This is a genomic window from Actinoallomurus sp. CA-150999, from assembly GCF_050942425.1.
GTDB lineage: Bacteria > Actinomycetota > Actinomycetes > Streptosporangiales > Streptosporangiaceae > Actinoallomurus.
In genome coordinates, this window is record NZ_CP192063.1 from 10,720,749 (window position 1) to 10,734,314 (window position 13,566).

The following is a 13,566-nucleotide window of genomic DNA, read 5'->3' on the forward strand; positions in this document are numbered from 1 at the left end:
CAGACTCCCCCTTAGAGCGCGCTCTAAGTCAAGTCGCGGTCAGCGCAGCGCGCTGCCGGCCAGCCATTGCCTCCACGACCGCGTCCAGAACTTCCAGTCGTCGGCGTACGGCTCGTCGGCGAATCTCCGCGTGGTCTTGGTGACATCGACGATGTCACCGAGCTGAGAGATGTCGAAGAAGTAGCGGGCACCTTCGGGCGTGGTGCGGACGCACCCGTGGCTGGCGTTCTGCCTGCCGAGGTAGTAGTACTGGCCGACGCTCTGGTGCACGTACTCGCCGCCCCACGTGATCCGCACCGCCAGGTGGACCTTTTCCTGGTAGTTGTCGCAACCCGGCTGCCCCTGGCAGGTCGCCGTCATGGTGGTGACCCGCTCCTTCTCCCTGGTGAGGTGGATTCCGTTGGTGGTGATGGTGTCCGGCTTGTCCCCCTTACCGGCGCTGATCTTGAACTTCTTCACCGTGCCGTCGTGGTTCACGGTCATGTAGTGGGTCTTCGCGTTCGCCACGGTGACGTTCGAGGCTCCGATGGTGAAGGACCGCTTGACGTCGCGCACGCCGTACGTGTCCTTGGCCGCGCGTACGCCCGTCAGGTGGGCGGTGAAGGCGATCGCCTGGTGCGGGTGCCAGTACGCATGGGTGCGGTAGACGACCCGCCGGTCCGAGACCCAGCTCCACGCCCCCTCATCGCCCTTGGTGGCCCTGACCTCAAGGGCCTTCTCGACGTTGGCGCGGTTCGCCACCGGGCCGGTGAAGTCGACGATGATCGGCATTCCGACGCCGACCTTCTCGCCCGCGGCCGGGGTGACGCTCGCGATGCCCAGCGTGTGCGGCGCCCGGGTCGTTCGGAAGGCCCTCGTCACCGCGGTGACCTTGCCCTTGGGATTCCGGGCCGTGGCCGTCACCGTGTACGAGGTGCCCGGTTTCAAGGTCCAGGTCGTCTTCCAGGAGGTTCGGTCGGGGTTGAATCCCCCGGAGGCTCCGGTGACGGATGTGAGCGTGCCGCCGGACACGGTGACCGTGACTCCCCCGTCCGGGCGGACCCGGTCGCCGGAGGCGCTGATCCTCACGGTGGCGTCCGCGGCGCCGGTGCCGTCCCGGCCGTTCGTTCCGGCCTCGCTGGTCGAGCAGCCGGCCGCCAGGACGAGCGCGGCGACCGCGGCCAGCTTGGTGATCTTCACGTACGTTCTCCAGGTCGATCGACGAGCGCCGCCGACAGCTGCGCCGTCAAGATCATGGTCATCCTCGGCCGGCCGGTGCCGTTGTCATCGGTGATGATCGTTCGACCGCCGAGGTAGCGGTAGGAACGGCGATCCACGATGAGCTCGGTCCGCACACCGCTCGCGGTGGTGAAGAGAGCCGTGCCGTGACGGCCGGCCGCGTCCGTCGCATCCGGGAGCACGCCGACCTTCGGGAGCCGGGAAAGCGCGCCATAGAGCGCGGCCTGGGCCCGCGGTGGCACGTAGTAGTCCTGGCAGAGCAGTACCGCGAGGCGGAACACCGCCTGATCGCGGGGCATGCCGAAGATCCCCGGCGCGTACACCGGCACCCGCCCGCGGCCGGTGGGCAGCCGCTTGATGCGGTCGACCTCGGCGTAGAGCCGGGCGAGCGCTGCGCCCGGATCGGCGGGCAGTTCCGTCAGCACCATCGCGCTGGGCGCGGGCGGCCGTCGCACCCCGGGCGCACGTCTGCCGTCCATGCGGGTCCAGGACTCGGTGACCCGCCGGTCGACCATCATCGTCCTGACGTACGCCCACTGCTGCGGGAGTACGGTGACGACCGGTTCGCTCCGCGAGCGGGTCTCGGCCTGCCTGGCCAGCTCCGCAGCGTTGGCGACCGGCCGTCGCGCGGGATCCTCGTCCTGGCTCCATGTCAGGGCCGTCGCGATCACGGCGGTGCCCATCGCCGCGGCGGCGAACCGCAGCGCCATTCTGCGCCTCCGCCGGACGGGCCTGTGCTCCGCCCGTACGGCGTCGCGCAGGCGCGCCTCGGCGGCCTCCAGGGCCTCCTGCCGGGGTGGGCCGATGCGGTCGTACCTGCGCCCAAGGGTCTCCAGCTCATCCACGGTGGGCCTCCAGCGCCGCTCGCATCTTCGCCCTGGCCCGGTTGAGACGCGAGGAGACGGTCCCCACCGCCACGCCCAGGGCCTGCGCGATCTCCTCGTATCCGAGGCCGCCGGCGGCGACCAGGACGAGCACGTCCCGCTCGCCCTGGTTGAGCCGGGTCAGCGCCGCCGCGAGATCGCCGCGCATGCCCTCGGCGGACAGCCGGTCGGTCGCCCGTTCCATGGGCGACTCGACGGCCGGGTCGACGCCGGTGCGCGCGATGGCCTTGTAGAACCGCAGCTCGGACCGGCGCTGTCGGCTGATCAGCTTGGTGGCGATCCCGTACAGCCAGGCCCGCACTCCGGCGCGGGCCGCGTCGTACCGGTCACGCTGCCGGAAGGCCTGCAGGAACGTCTCGGCCATCAGGTCGTCGGCCGCGTCCGGGCCGAGCCGGCTCGCGATGTAGCGGTGGATCTCGGTGGCGTACCGGTGAAAAAGCTCGGTGAACCGCTCAGGGTCAGTGGCGGAGGCACTGATCACTTCGGCGTCGTCGGACACCGCCGCGATCACCGGCGACTCGTGTTTCTCATGGAACTCTTCTGCTCAGGCGGGCGTACGGTATTGATTGCCCGAACAGATGATCTTTGTTCCGAGTTTTTCCGCGCCGGCCCCGCCGGCCGCCGGTCAGAAGAAGATCGAGGCGCGGCGGCGGAGCAGGTCGTACAGCATGTTCTGGATCGTCTCGCGGACCTGGTCGGTCAGGTTGAGCACGGTCATGTGGTCGTCGGCCTGATCGGGGGCGTACTCGTCCGTCATGATCGGCTCACCGAACGCGACGATCCATTTCGAGGGCAGCGGCACCAGGCCGAGCAGCCCGAACATCGGCCACGTCGGTGTGATCGGGAAGTACGGGAGGCCGAAAAGCCGGGCGATCGGCCGCAGGTCGGCGATCTTCGGGTAGATCTCCTCCGCGCCGACGATCGCGGCCGGGATGATCGGCACCTGGGCGCGCAGCGCGGTGGCGACGAACCCGCCCCGGCCGAACCGCTGAAGCTTGTACCGCTGGCTGTACGGCTTGCCGACGCCCTTGAACCCCTCGGGGAACACCCCGACCAGCTCGCGCTTTCCCAAGAGGCGCGCGGCGTCGGCCTGGCAGGCCAGCGTGTGCCCGCTCTTGCGGGCCAGGTGGGCCAGCACCGGGATCTGATAGACGAGGTCGGCGCCGAGAAGGCGGAGGTTGCGCTTTGCCGGGTGGTGGTCGTGCAGCCCGACCTGCAGCATGACGCCGTCCAGCGGCAGCGTGCCGGAGTGGTTGCCGACGACCAGGGCGGGCCCCTCGTCGGGGACGTTCTCCAGCCCGAGCATCTCGACGCGAAACCACCGCTCGTACAGCTGCCGGGCCATCGGCATCAGCAGGCGGTCGTTCAGCTCCGGGTCGAAACCGAACTCGTCGACCTGGTAGTCGCCGCTCAGCCGGTGGCGCACGAACCGGAGCGCCCCCGCGATCTTCTGCTCGAGCTCTCCCGGCGGCTCGGTACCGCGGTCGCCGCGCTGCCGGTCGGCACCTTTGTCGCCGTGGAGCGGGATCACCTCGGCCTCGTGGCGCATCTCCGCTCTCGCTTCCTCGGACATCAGATTGCGGTCACCTCCTGCTGAGGCCCCCTACCCCGCCGGTGACCAGGTCAAAGATTTCCGTCGGGAGGCTGCGGCCGAGCCCCTGCGAATCGGCGAAATCCGCGAAGGCCTCTTCGGAGCTGTACTTGGGCCGCCAGGAGAGCTCGTCCGTCAGCCGGGTCGTGTCGATCACGCGGCCGTACGTCAGCCAGCGCAGCATCTCGGGCGAGAAACCCTTCAGCCCGCCGAACCGGCGGCCGACGTCGCCGAGCGTCTGCACGGCGTTCGCCGGGAGCGGGACCATGGCCCGCCCGGCCCGGCGCAGGGCCTGAGAGAGCAGCACGACGCCGTCGCCGGCCGCGTTGAAGCAGCCGGGATGGTCCTCTACGGCCATCCGGCGCAGGATCTCGACCCCGTCGTCCTCGTGGATGAACTGCAGGCGCGGGTCATAGCCGAACACCGTCGCCACCACCGGCATATGGAAGTAGCGGCTGAGCGGATTGTCGACGTTAGGGCCGAGGAAGTTCGCGAAGCGCAGCACGGAGACCGTCAGGTCGGAGCGGCGCCGGGCCAGGCCGCGGACGTACCCCTCGACCTCGACCGCGTCCTTGGCGTAGCCGTGCGTCGGAGGGGCCACCGGCTCGTCCTGCTCGGTGAACACGGCCGGGTCGCGAGGCGACGAGCCGTACACCGCCGCGGACGAGCGCACCACGATCTTGCGCATGGCCGCCGACCGCTGACAGGCGGCCAGCAGCTGCATCGTGCCGATGACGTTGACTTCCTTGGTCGTCATCCGCGCGGCCGCGGTCATGGTCACCAGGTTGAGGTGCACGACCGTGTCCACCCGCGCCGAATCTATGACCTTGGCGATGCTCGGTGTGCGAATGTCGACCCGGACGAACTCGGTGCGCCCCAGAGGCGCCGCGGGCGGCACGGTGTCGACGCCGATGACCCGCTCGATGCCCGGCTCGGCCTGCAGTGCGTCGGCCACTCGTGCTCCGAGCCACCGGGACACGCCCGTGACCAGGACCACCCGGCTCGCGCCGGGGCCTGACGCTGCGCTCGCGGAGGGACGCGTCGAAGGCACCGGTGTCCCCCCATCCGTGGACGGCTGCGTTACTTCTTGTTGCGACGCTGGATGCGCGTCTTCTTCAGCAGCTTACGGTGCTTCTTCTTGGCCATGCGCTTACGACGCTTCTTGATGACAGAGCCCACGGAACCCTCACTCGATGATCAGCAGGAGACGGGCGATCAGCACCCTTGGCGGGCACATGGCCCGGTGCCCAAGGGTACCGCCGCCTCGACGCCGATCGGTCGCGCGGGCCGCCGCCATGCCGCGGCGGCCGCGCGTCAGCCCGCTTCGATGTACGCGTCCCGCAGATAGTCGTGGACAGCCTGTTCTGGTACGCGGAACGATCGTCCCACGCGAATCGCCGGTAGTTCTCCCGAGTGAACGAGGCGGTATACGGTCATCTTGGACACCCGCATCACCGACGCCACCTCGGCCACAGTCAGAAACCTGACCTCGCTCAGAGGTCGCTCGCCTGAGCTCATCGGACGCCCTCTTCCACACGCCGCGCGTCAGACCTTTGGGTGACTTTGATCACGGCCGTGTACTTTCCTCCAGCGTAAATCGTGAATCGCGAGTCGCAAGAGGGGAGTTCAATCAATCAGCATCGAGTGTGTCAAAAGATACACAGTGAGCGGCGTGTAGTGATGCGGGAGCACGTTGTCGTCCAGCGGTACCACAGTGTGCACCTTGCCCTCCGCCTCCCCCGCGAACAGGGCGGGGTCATTGCAGTCCGCGAAGCCCACCGTGTCGACGCCCGCCTGACCGGCCGCACCGGCCCATCCGTGGTCCGCGATGGCCAGATCCGGCCACGGTCCGGCGGCCTCGGAAAGTTCTCGCAAAATCGCGCGCATCGGATGCGGATCATGCGTATGGTGCAGCGACGCGCCGCCGCTCAGCGCCGCGACGCCCTCGATGTAGCGGATGTGCCGCCTCTCCACCCCGCGCGGCGTCTCCACGTCGTACGCCCAGCCCGCCGCGGGCGTCAGCACCCGGCAGCCCCGCGCCCGCAGCGCCCGGCCCACCGCGAGGTACACCGGCAGCAGCCCCGCCGGATGCCCGGTGGCCAGCAGCACCGTCTCCCGGCGCTCCGCCGCCTCCTTGAGCCGCCCGGCCATGGCCTCCAAGGCGTCGATGGTGAGGTCCGGGTCGATCGTGTCGTCCCCGTACAGGTGCGACGGGTCCGGGTCGATCCCGCACTTCTTCACCATCAGCGCGAAGATCTCGTCGAACGTCCAGTCGTTCTCCAGTTCGAGACCGAACTGGTAGTACGGCTTGCGCGCCGCCATCCGCCGGTAGTGCAGGAGGTTGCCCTGACGCGGCGTGGCGACCGGCCCCGCGATGAGCGTGCGGACCAGGTGCTCCCGCAGCTCGTCACGGGTCGGCACCGGCTGGTCCGCGAGACTCACGTCATCGGGTCCAGGCCGTGCTCCGGGAACACCGCCTGCCGTGTCGCCATCACCGCTCGGTCCACCGGATCCGCCGGGTCGTACCCGTTCTCCCACGTTCGCACCTCCGTGTCGGCTCCATCGGTCATGCGTTCGGGCGCGCGCCGCCCGGTGCGGTCGCGGACGAACTCGCGCCACGACTCCGGGGTCGGCGTGTCGGGCGGGATCGGCCGCCCCGACGCCTCGGCCAGCAGGTGGGTCCAGGCGCGCGGGACCACGTGCACGAGCTCGTAACCGCCGCCGCCGGTCAGGACCCACCGCCCGCCGGCCGTCTCGTGGGCCAGCCGGTGCAGAGCCTGGTACGCGGCGCGCTGCCCGTCGACGCTCAGCGTCAGATGGGCCAGCGGATCGAGCTCGTGGCTGTCGCAGCCCTGCTGAGTGACCAGGATCTCCGGGGCGAACTCCCGCAGCAGCGGCGGGACGACGGCGTCGAAGGCGCGCAGCCAGTGCCGGTCGCCGGCGCCCGGCGGCAGGGCGACGTTGACCGACGTGCCCTTCGCGCCGGTCTCCTGGGGTGTTCCGGTCCCGGGGAAGAGCGTGCGCGGCGTCTCGTGCAGGCTGATCGTGAGCACCCGCGGGTCGTCGTAGAAGGCCGCCTGGACACCGTCGCCGTGGTGGACGTCGACGTCCACGTACGCGACCTTCTCGGCGCCCTGCTCCAGCAGCCAGGCGATGGCGATGGCCGGGTCGTTGTACACGCAGAACCCGGAGGCCGCGCCGTGCATGGCGTGGTGCAGCCCGCCGGCGATGTTGGCGGCGTGCTCGGCCTCGCCCGTCCACACCGCCCGCGCCGCCGCCACCGACGCCCCGGCCACCAGCGCGGACGCGTCGTGCATGCCGGAGAAGACCGGGTTGTCGGCCAGCCCGAGCCCGCGCGCGACGTCGAGCCGCTCCGCCCGTACGGCCTCGATGTAGGCCGGGTCGTGGACGAGCGTCAGCAGCGCGTCGTCGGCCGGCTCGAACCCCTCGACCGACACGCCGGGAGCGTCGAACACGCCGAGGTCGCGGGCGAGCGCCATCGTCAGCTCGACACGGACCGGGTTCAGCGGGTGCTCGGCCCCGAAGTCGTACGACACGAGCCGGTCGTCCCAGAAAACCCGAAACGAGGTACTCACCGGCATGCCTCCCCTATCAATGGGATCGCTCCGCTCGCCCATAACGCTAGCGGTAGGCTCCGCGATCATGGCGCTCGAGATGCGCGGCGCATGCGAACGCTGCGCCGCAACCCTTGACCAGAACGGCCTGGCCTACATCTGCAGCTACGAGTGTTCGTTCTGTGGGCGCTGCACCCGGCAGCTCGCCCACAAGTGCCCCAACTGCGCCGGCGAACTGGTCCGCCGCCCCACACGCATCTGAACCAGATCCGCTGACCCGGCGCTCTCGCGGGAACCGGCCGCCTCCGGGCGGGCAACAACGGTCGTCCTGTACGAAAGCCGAGAGGCCGGATATGAGCGAGACGAGCCGGACCGCCACAGAGGTCGACGACGCCTCCGTGATCGAGCGGTCACGGCGAGAGCCCGAAGTGTTCGCCGAGGTGTTCCGTCGGCACGCGCCCGACATCAAGCGGTACGTCATCCGCCGCTTGGGCGCGGACGCCGCCGAGGACGTCGTCGCCGAGACCTTTCTGGCGGCGTTCCGGCAGCGGGATCGTTACGACCTGACCCGGTCGAGCGCGCGCCCCTGGCTGTACGGCATCGCGACCAACCGGATCGGGCGTCACCAGCGTACGGAGGTGCGGCAACTGCGCGCCCTCGAACGGACCGGGAGCGACCCGGTCACCGATCCGTTCGCCCGCTCCGACGAGCGGGTGAGCGCCGTTGCCGTACGGAGGCGCCTGGCCGCCGCTCTGAGGAGGCTGCCCGCAGGTCACCGCGACGCACTGTTGCTGGTGACCTGGGGCGACCTCGGTTACCAGGAGGCCGCGCAGGCCCTCGGGGTGCCGGTCGGAACGGTGCGCTCCCGCGTCAACCGGGCTCGGAAGAAGCTACGCGCGGAACTCGGCGGCGTCGATCCCACTTCTGTCAGCGAGGAATTCGATCATGGATGAGATGGCTCAGCTGAACCTGCTGCGCGCGGAGGTGCCCCGGCCCGCTCCGACGGACCTGCGCGCCGAGGAGGAACGTCTGCTGGCCGAGATCGCCGCTCCCGGCTCGGAGCGGCTGGACGGCTCCGGGCGCCCGCGCCGCTTCGAGTGGCCGACCGGACGGGTTCGTTTCCGGCCGGTCGTCGTGACCGGTGTCGCCGGCGGGCTGGCCGCCGCGGCCGTCGCCGGTGTCGCGCTCACCGGGGTGCATTCGCGCGGCCCGGGATCGTCGTACCTGCCGCAAGCCGTGCCGGTCGCGGTCGTCCAGACCCTCGGCCACGCCGCCGACGCGGCGAGCCGGCAGCGTGAACTGCACCCACGGCCCGGCCAGTTCCTGGTTTTCGAATCGCAGACCATGGAGAGCACCGATTCGAATTCGAAGGAACACGGTCACTCCCGCTACCTCAGCCGCGCCAAGCGGACGATCTGGCTGCCCGTGTCCGGCCGGGCCACCGGCGGCGTCCTGGTGGAGAAGGGCCTGCCGCCCAAGCAGTACGGGAACTGGCCGATCCCGCCCGAAGCCCGGCAGGAGGTCGGGACGACGGGTCCGACGCGGGCCGCCGACTTCGACTACCGGGCCGAGTACCTGCGGAACGACTACGCGTACCTGAGCCGGCTGCCCGCCGACCCGAAGGGCATGCGGGCCCACCTGTACACGCAGCTGAAGCCGGGGACCGCCCAGGGTGATCTGGAGGCGTGGTCGCGCGTCGGCGGCATGCTCTCGGAGGCGTACATGCCGGCCGCCCAGCGCGCGGCGCTGTTCCGGGCCGCCGCGACCATTCCCGGGGCGGAGGCCGTCGGGTCGGCCGAAGACGCCGCCGGCCGTACGGGCGTGGCGGTCGCCAGGGTCGAGCCGACGGCGGGCGAGCGGACGGAGTACATCTTCGACCGCCGGACCTACACGTTCCTCGGCCAACGGACCGTGGTCGTCGACGCCAAGAAGGCGCAGGCGCCCGTCGGGACGGTCACGGAGTCGACCGCTCAGCTGAGCGTCCGGGTCGCCGACAGCGCGCCGGCGGTCAAGAACGGCTGACGAGGACGGGCTCGGGTTCGGCGCCGATCGTGCGGGAGCGGCCGGCGCCGAGGCCGGGCACCACCAGGGTCAGCATCACGAGCAGCATCACGATGGATGGAACGGTCCAGCCATGGGTGGCGTCGTGCAGTGCGCCGATGGCGAGCGGGCCGAGGGCGGCGATCACGTAGCCGACGCCCTGCGCCATCCCGGACAGCTGGGCGGCGACGTGCGCGTCGGGGGCGCGCAGGCCGATGAACGACAGGGCGGTGGCGAACCCCATTCCCTGTCCCAGCCCGAGCACGATGATCCACAGCCAGACCGAGCCGATCGGCGCCCAGGCGGTGCCGGCGAAGCCGACAATGCCCAGCGCGATGGTCAGCACGACGAGGGGCCGCTGATCGCGCAGCCGGCGTTCGATCACCGGCACGGCCAGCGCGCCCACGGCCTGGAGGAGGCTGGTGACGCCGAGGGCGTATCCGGACGCGGTCTCGCTCAGCCCACGGTCCTGGCAGAGGGTCGGCAGCCAGCCGGAGACGACGTACGCTCCCAGCGACTGGATTCCCATGAACGCGGTGACCTGCCAGGCCAGCCCGGAGCGCCAGACCTGCGGCGATCCGGCGGCGGGCGGCACCGACGCGGCGGCCGTCCGGGCGCGGGGCAGCCAGGCGAGCCCGGCCAGGGCCGCCGGGATGGCCAGCAGCGCGAGGGGAAGCCGCCAGGTCGACCCGGTGGCGTGCTCGACCGGCACCGCCACGGCCGAGGAGAGGGCCGCGCCGCAGGTCACCGCGATCGTGTAGATCGCCGTGACCGCCGTGATCTTCTGCGGGTGGTCCCGCTTGATGATCGCCGGGACGGCGATGTTGCCGACGCTGATCGCGATCCCGGCCAGGAGCGCCCCACCGAACAGCGCCGCCTGCGAGGGGAGCACGCGCACCAGCAGCGCGACGACGAGCAGGAGCATGCTGCCGACCAGCATGGGCTCCCCGCGCGGCGAGCGCCGCAGCAGGGGGAGCACCAGCCCGAACGAGCCGAAGAACACCAGCGGCAGCGTGGTCAGCGCGCCCGCCGCCGTACTCGACAGGTCCAGGTCGCCCTGGATCTGGCTGAGCAGCGGGCCGACCGCGACGATCGCCGGGCGCAGGTTCAGCGCGACAAGGACGATCAGCGCGATCCCGGCGTAACGCCTCACAGGACCTCCTCCAGCGCGCGAAGGGTCGGTTCGACGACGCGGGCCGCCGCGCGGCCGGCCGCCTCGGCGTCGCGCTCGGCGATCGCCGCCAGCACGGCGTGGTGCCCGGCCGGACCGGCCTCGGGCAGGTCACGGTCCTCCCGGAGCACGCTCAGCGACTCGCGCAGCCGGTGCCGGAAGAACCGGAACGCCTCGGCCAGCAGCGGGTTGCCGGCCGCCTCGACGACGCCCAGGTGGAACCGGGAGTCCGCCTCCCCGAAGACGGCCGGGTCCTCGGCGGCGTCGCGGTCGTGCAGGAGCTCTTCGAGACGCCGCAGGTCGTCCTCGGTGCGGCGCACCGCCGCGAGCTTGGCCGCCTGGACGTCGTACGCGAGCTGGACCTCGAAGACGTCGCGCAGGGACGCGCGCTCGACCCGCTGCAGCAGCGGCCGCGGGTCGGCGGCGCTGCGCACGTACGTGCCGTCGCCCCGGCGCACTTCCAGCACGCCGACGTGGCTGAGGGCGCGGATCGCCTCGCGGATGGCGGGCCGGCTGACCCGCAGCAGGGCGCACAGTTCGTGCTCGCCCGGAATCCGGTCTCCGACCGCCCACGCGCCGGAGGCGACCTGTTCGTGCATCTGATCGAGCACGGCCTCGACCGCCGACCCGCGTTGCACCGGCTGTAGCGACACGCCGGAACCTCTCTCCTGCCAGATGTCAGACGTCTGATGTCCGACTCTACACGTTTGTGACGTGAGGAAGCGGACGTGTGGGGCATCTAACTAAGTAGGTGACTTCTGGCCCAGGAGGCGGTTGCGATGGCCGATGTCGGAGACGCCGAACTCCCCCCGTACGTACGGGTCCCCAGTTCGCAGAGCCGCGCGCTCGCCGCGGCCATCCGGCTGGGGATCCGGCCTTTCTCCGGCCGCGTCAAAGGCGGGCCGGCCGGCGTCCGGCTGTGGCGCACCCTCCTGGGCGCGGGCTCCCACTGCCTGCGGGCCGACCCGCGCGTCAGCGTCGAGCCGTTCAACGACCCGTGCGTGGAGATCCCCGGGATCCGACGCCCGGTCCGCGGCGAGTGGCTCCGCCCGCCCGGCGGCGACGCACGGAACGGCGTGATCCTCTACCTGCACGGCGGGGCGTACGCGATCTGCTCCCCGCGCACCCACCGGGTGATCACCACCCGGCTCGCGATGGACACGGGCCTGCCGGTGCTCGCGCCGCGCTACCGGCAGGCGCCCGAGCACCCGTTCCCGGCGGCGTTCGAGGACGCGCTGGACGCGTACCGGCTGCTGCTGGCGCGCGGCCTGCCCCCGGAGCGGATCATCGTCGTGGGGGACTCCTCCGGCGGGCATCTCGCGACGGCCCTGACCGGCGAGGCCTGCCGCACGGACCTGCCCGCGCCGGGCGGCGTCGTGCTCTTCTCCCCCTGGATCGACCTGACCGGCGAACTGGCGATGACCTCGCCGATGCTGCGCAAAGATCCCTTCATCGTCCCGGCCGTCGCGACGCGATTCGGCCGGCTGTACGTGGGGTCCGGCGATTGGAGCGATCCACGGCTGTCGCTGCTCAATTGCGCGAGCGCCGACCTCCCGCCGTTCCTCATCCAGGTCGGCGGCATCGAGGTGCTGCGTGACGAGGCGGAACGGTTCGCCGAGGTGCTGGCCGAGGCCGGAGCCGCCTACGAGCTGCAGGTGTGGCCCGGGCAGATGCACGTCTTCCAGATGTTCAACCGGCTACTCCCGGAGGCGGACGCCGCGATGCGAGAGACCGCCCGCTTCATCCGCCGCCACGTCGACCACGGCTCGCTCCCCGAAGCCGCCTGACGCCGCCCCCCTCATCTCAGGGGAGCGCAACCCTCACTGGACCCGCCACTCGCAACGCGACCGGCCGCCCCGACGACCTGCCCCCTCACACGCCGCCCGACGACCCGCCTCCCTCACGCGCCACCCCCCACGACCGCCCCCTCACACGACCGCCGCCCCACGAGACCGCCACCCTCATCCGACCGGCACCCTCATGCGACCGCCTCCCGCGCCGTCCGCCGCCCGGCCGCCTCCCCGCCGGCGACCGGACGGCGGGCGCCCCTTCAAGCGGTCAGCCCGATGGCGCTCCTGGCCGCGGCGAGCGTCGGCTCGGCCAGGGCGCGGGCCTGCTCGGCCCCGGCACGGAGCACCGCCTCCAGTTCCGTACGGTCCGCGACGATGGCCGCGTAGCCCTTCTGCAGCGGCTCGAGCACGGCGATCACCGCGTCCGCGGTGTCCCGCTTCAGCGCGCCGTACGAGTCGTACGAGAGCGCCTCGACCGGCACGTCCGTGCACGCGGACAGGATGCTCAGCAGGTTGGACACCCCGGGCTTGCCCGCCGGGTCGTACGTCACCTCGGAGCCGGAGTCGGTGACCGCCCGCATGACCTTGCGCCGTACGACGTCGACCGGGTCGAGCAGGTAGATCGTTCCAGGGGAGTCGACCGACTTGCTCATCTTCCGCGACGGCTCGGCCAGGTCCATGACGCGGGCCGCCGCGGCCGGATGCACCGCGCGGGGCAGTGCGAACACCTCGCCGTACTGCCGGTTGAAGCGCTCGGCCAGGTCCCGGGTCAGCTCGACGTGCTGGGACTGGTCCGCGCCGACCGGCACCTCGGTGGCCTGGTAGAGGAGGATGTCCGCGGCCATCAGCGTCGGGTAGGTGAGCAGCGACAGGCGGACGGCCTCCTGGCGCGCGGATTTCTCCTTGAACTGGATCATCCGGTGCATCTCGCCGTAATAGGCGGTGCTCTCCATCAGGTACGCCAGTTCGGTGTGCCCGGGGACGGTGCTCTGCCGGAAGAACACGCACTGCGCCGGGTCGATCCCGGCTGCGATCGCCAGTCCGGCGAGTTCCAGGGACCGCTCGTTCAGCTGCGCCGCGTCGTGCGGGGTCGTGAGGGCGTGCAGGTCGGAGATGCCGTACACGTGGTCCGTACGGGACGCGTCCGGGCCGAGTCGCTGCGCGGACGGGCGCAGCGCGCCGAGCAGGTTGCCGAGGGTCGGGCGACCGGACGGGGTGAAGAGGCTGAGGACGCGGGTCACGGTGACTCCCTCGAGAGAGCCGCCTCGCCGGCGCATGCGAAACGGCCGCCGAGGCG

At 71.3% G+C, this 13,566-nt stretch carries 16 protein-coding genes; 4 read left to right on the forward strand and 12 right to left on the reverse strand.

Annotated features, from left to right (window positions below; genetic code table 11):
• Nucleotides 1-39: 39 nt before the first annotated feature.
• From ACQP2O_RS49515 to ACQP2O_RS49555, 9 genes are all read right to left on the reverse strand, one after another.
• Nucleotides 40-1,179 (reverse strand): Ig-like domain-containing protein, encoded by a 1,140-nt coding sequence (locus ACQP2O_RS49515; protein ID WP_433176813.1) that lies wholly within the window; start codon nucleotides 1,177-1,179, stop codon nucleotides 40-42.
• On the reverse strand, nucleotides 1,176-2,063 hold the full coding sequence (locus ACQP2O_RS49520) for a CU044_5270 family protein (RefSeq protein WP_433176815.1): 888 nt from the start codon (nucleotides 2,061-2,063) through the stop codon (nucleotides 1,176-1,178). The genes ACQP2O_RS49515 and ACQP2O_RS49520 overlap by 4 nt, the downstream gene beginning before the upstream one ends.
• A complete protein-coding gene (locus tag ACQP2O_RS49525; protein WP_433176816.1) occupies nucleotides 2,056-2,613 on the reverse strand; it encodes an RNA polymerase sigma factor in 558 nt (185 codons plus the stop codon). The genes ACQP2O_RS49520 and ACQP2O_RS49525 overlap by 8 nt, the downstream gene beginning before the upstream one ends.
• Before the next feature lie 114 nt (nucleotides 2,614-2,727).
• The gene (locus ACQP2O_RS49530) at nucleotides 2,728-3,675 is read right to left on the reverse strand and encodes a lysophospholipid acyltransferase family protein (protein WP_433176818.1); all 948 of its coding nucleotides are present in this window, start codon (nucleotides 3,673-3,675) and stop codon (nucleotides 2,728-2,730) included.
• Nucleotides 3,676-3,685: 10 nt separating this feature from the next.
• Entirely contained in the window at nucleotides 3,686-4,648 is a 963-nt protein-coding gene (locus ACQP2O_RS49535) for an NAD-dependent epimerase/dehydratase family protein (RefSeq protein ID WP_433176820.1), read from the reverse strand.
• Between the two features lie 125 nt (nucleotides 4,649-4,773).
• A complete protein-coding gene (locus tag ACQP2O_RS49540; protein WP_018654693.1) occupies nucleotides 4,774-4,872 on the reverse strand; it encodes a 30S ribosomal protein bS22 in 99 nt (32 codons plus the stop codon).
• 135 nt (nucleotides 4,873-5,007) lie between these two features.
• Nucleotides 5,008-5,211, reverse strand: a complete 204-nt coding sequence (locus tag ACQP2O_RS49545) for a helix-turn-helix domain-containing protein (protein ID WP_067466901.1) — start codon at nucleotides 5,209-5,211, stop codon at nucleotides 5,008-5,010.
• A 108-nt stretch (nucleotides 5,212-5,319) separates the two neighbouring features.
• Complete coding sequence (locus tag ACQP2O_RS49550) at nucleotides 5,320-6,135, reverse strand: phosphatase (RefSeq protein WP_433176822.1); 816 nt, start codon at nucleotides 6,133-6,135, stop codon at nucleotides 5,320-5,322.
• Complete coding sequence (locus tag ACQP2O_RS49555; protein WP_433176824.1) at nucleotides 6,132-7,295, reverse strand: acetoin utilization protein AcuC; 1,164 nt, start codon at nucleotides 7,293-7,295, stop codon at nucleotides 6,132-6,134. The genes ACQP2O_RS49550 and ACQP2O_RS49555 overlap by 4 nt, the downstream gene beginning before the upstream one ends.
• 61 nt (nucleotides 7,296-7,356) lie before the next feature.
• Between ACQP2O_RS49555 and ACQP2O_RS49560 the strand changes: the two genes are divergently transcribed.
• The 3 genes from ACQP2O_RS49560 (at nucleotide 7,357) to ACQP2O_RS49570 (ending at nucleotide 9,290) form a co-directional block, all read left to right on the forward strand.
• On the forward strand, nucleotides 7,357-7,530 hold the full coding sequence (locus ACQP2O_RS49560; protein ID WP_433176826.1) for a DUF1272 domain-containing protein: 174 nt from the start codon (nucleotides 7,357-7,359) through the stop codon (nucleotides 7,528-7,530).
• 91 nt (nucleotides 7,531-7,621) lie between these two features.
• Nucleotides 7,622-8,221, forward strand: a complete 600-nt coding sequence (locus ACQP2O_RS49565) for an RNA polymerase sigma factor (RefSeq protein WP_433176828.1) — start codon at nucleotides 7,622-7,624, stop codon at nucleotides 8,219-8,221.
• Entirely contained in the window at nucleotides 8,214-9,290 is a 1,077-nt protein-coding gene (locus tag ACQP2O_RS49570; RefSeq protein ID WP_433176830.1) for a CU044_5270 family protein, read from the forward strand. The genes ACQP2O_RS49565 and ACQP2O_RS49570 overlap by 8 nt, the downstream gene beginning before the upstream one ends.
• Here the strand turns inward: ACQP2O_RS49570 and ACQP2O_RS49575 are convergent.
• Complete coding sequence (locus ACQP2O_RS49575; protein WP_433176832.1) at nucleotides 9,277-10,461, reverse strand: CynX/NimT family MFS transporter; 1,185 nt, start codon at nucleotides 10,459-10,461, stop codon at nucleotides 9,277-9,279. The genes ACQP2O_RS49570 and ACQP2O_RS49575 overlap by 14 nt on opposite strands.
• Nucleotides 10,458-11,132, reverse strand: coding sequence for a FadR/GntR family transcriptional regulator (locus tag ACQP2O_RS49580; RefSeq protein ID WP_433176834.1), 675 nt, complete (start codon nucleotides 11,130-11,132; stop codon nucleotides 10,458-10,460). The genes ACQP2O_RS49575 and ACQP2O_RS49580 overlap by 4 nt, the downstream gene beginning before the upstream one ends.
• A 126-nt stretch (nucleotides 11,133-11,258) precedes the next feature.
• Between ACQP2O_RS49580 and ACQP2O_RS49585 the strand changes: the two genes are divergently transcribed.
• Nucleotides 11,259-12,266, forward strand: coding sequence for an alpha/beta hydrolase (locus tag ACQP2O_RS49585; protein WP_433176836.1), 1,008 nt, complete (start codon nucleotides 11,259-11,261; stop codon nucleotides 12,264-12,266).
• Nucleotides 12,267-12,529: 263 nt separating this feature from the next.
• On the opposite strand, the gene trpS is transcribed toward ACQP2O_RS49585, so the two are convergent.
• The gene (trpS, locus tag ACQP2O_RS49590; RefSeq protein WP_433176838.1) at nucleotides 12,530-13,510 is read right to left on the reverse strand and encodes a tryptophan--tRNA ligase; all 981 of its coding nucleotides are present in this window, start codon (nucleotides 13,508-13,510) and stop codon (nucleotides 12,530-12,532) included.
• Between the last annotated feature and the right edge of the window lie 56 nt (nucleotides 13,511-13,566).

Coding starts and splice junctions, on each gene's coding strand:
- ACQP2O_RS49585 (WP_433176836.1), top strand. CDS start 11,259: ATGGCCGATGTCGGAGACGCCGAACTCCCCCCGTACGTACGGGTCCCC.
- ACQP2O_RS49565 (WP_433176828.1), top strand. CDS start 7,622: ATGAGCGAGACGAGCCGGACCGCCACAGAGGTCGACGACGCCTCCGTG.
- ACQP2O_RS49545 (WP_067466901.1), bottom strand. CDS start 5,211: ATGAGCTCAGGCGAGCGACCTCTGAGCGAGGTCAGGTTTCTGACTGTG.
- ACQP2O_RS49555 (WP_433176824.1), bottom strand. CDS start 7,295: ATGCCGGTGAGTACCTCGTTTCGGGTTTTCTGGGACGACCGGCTCGTG.
- ACQP2O_RS49570 (WP_433176830.1), top strand. CDS start 8,214: ATGGATGAGATGGCTCAGCTGAACCTGCTGCGCGCGGAGGTGCCCCGG.
- ACQP2O_RS49530 (WP_433176818.1), bottom strand. CDS start 3,675: ATGTCCGAGGAAGCGAGAGCGGAGATGCGCCACGAGGCCGAGGTGATC.
- ACQP2O_RS49560 (WP_433176826.1), top strand. CDS start 7,357: ATGGCGCTCGAGATGCGCGGCGCATGCGAACGCTGCGCCGCAACCCTT.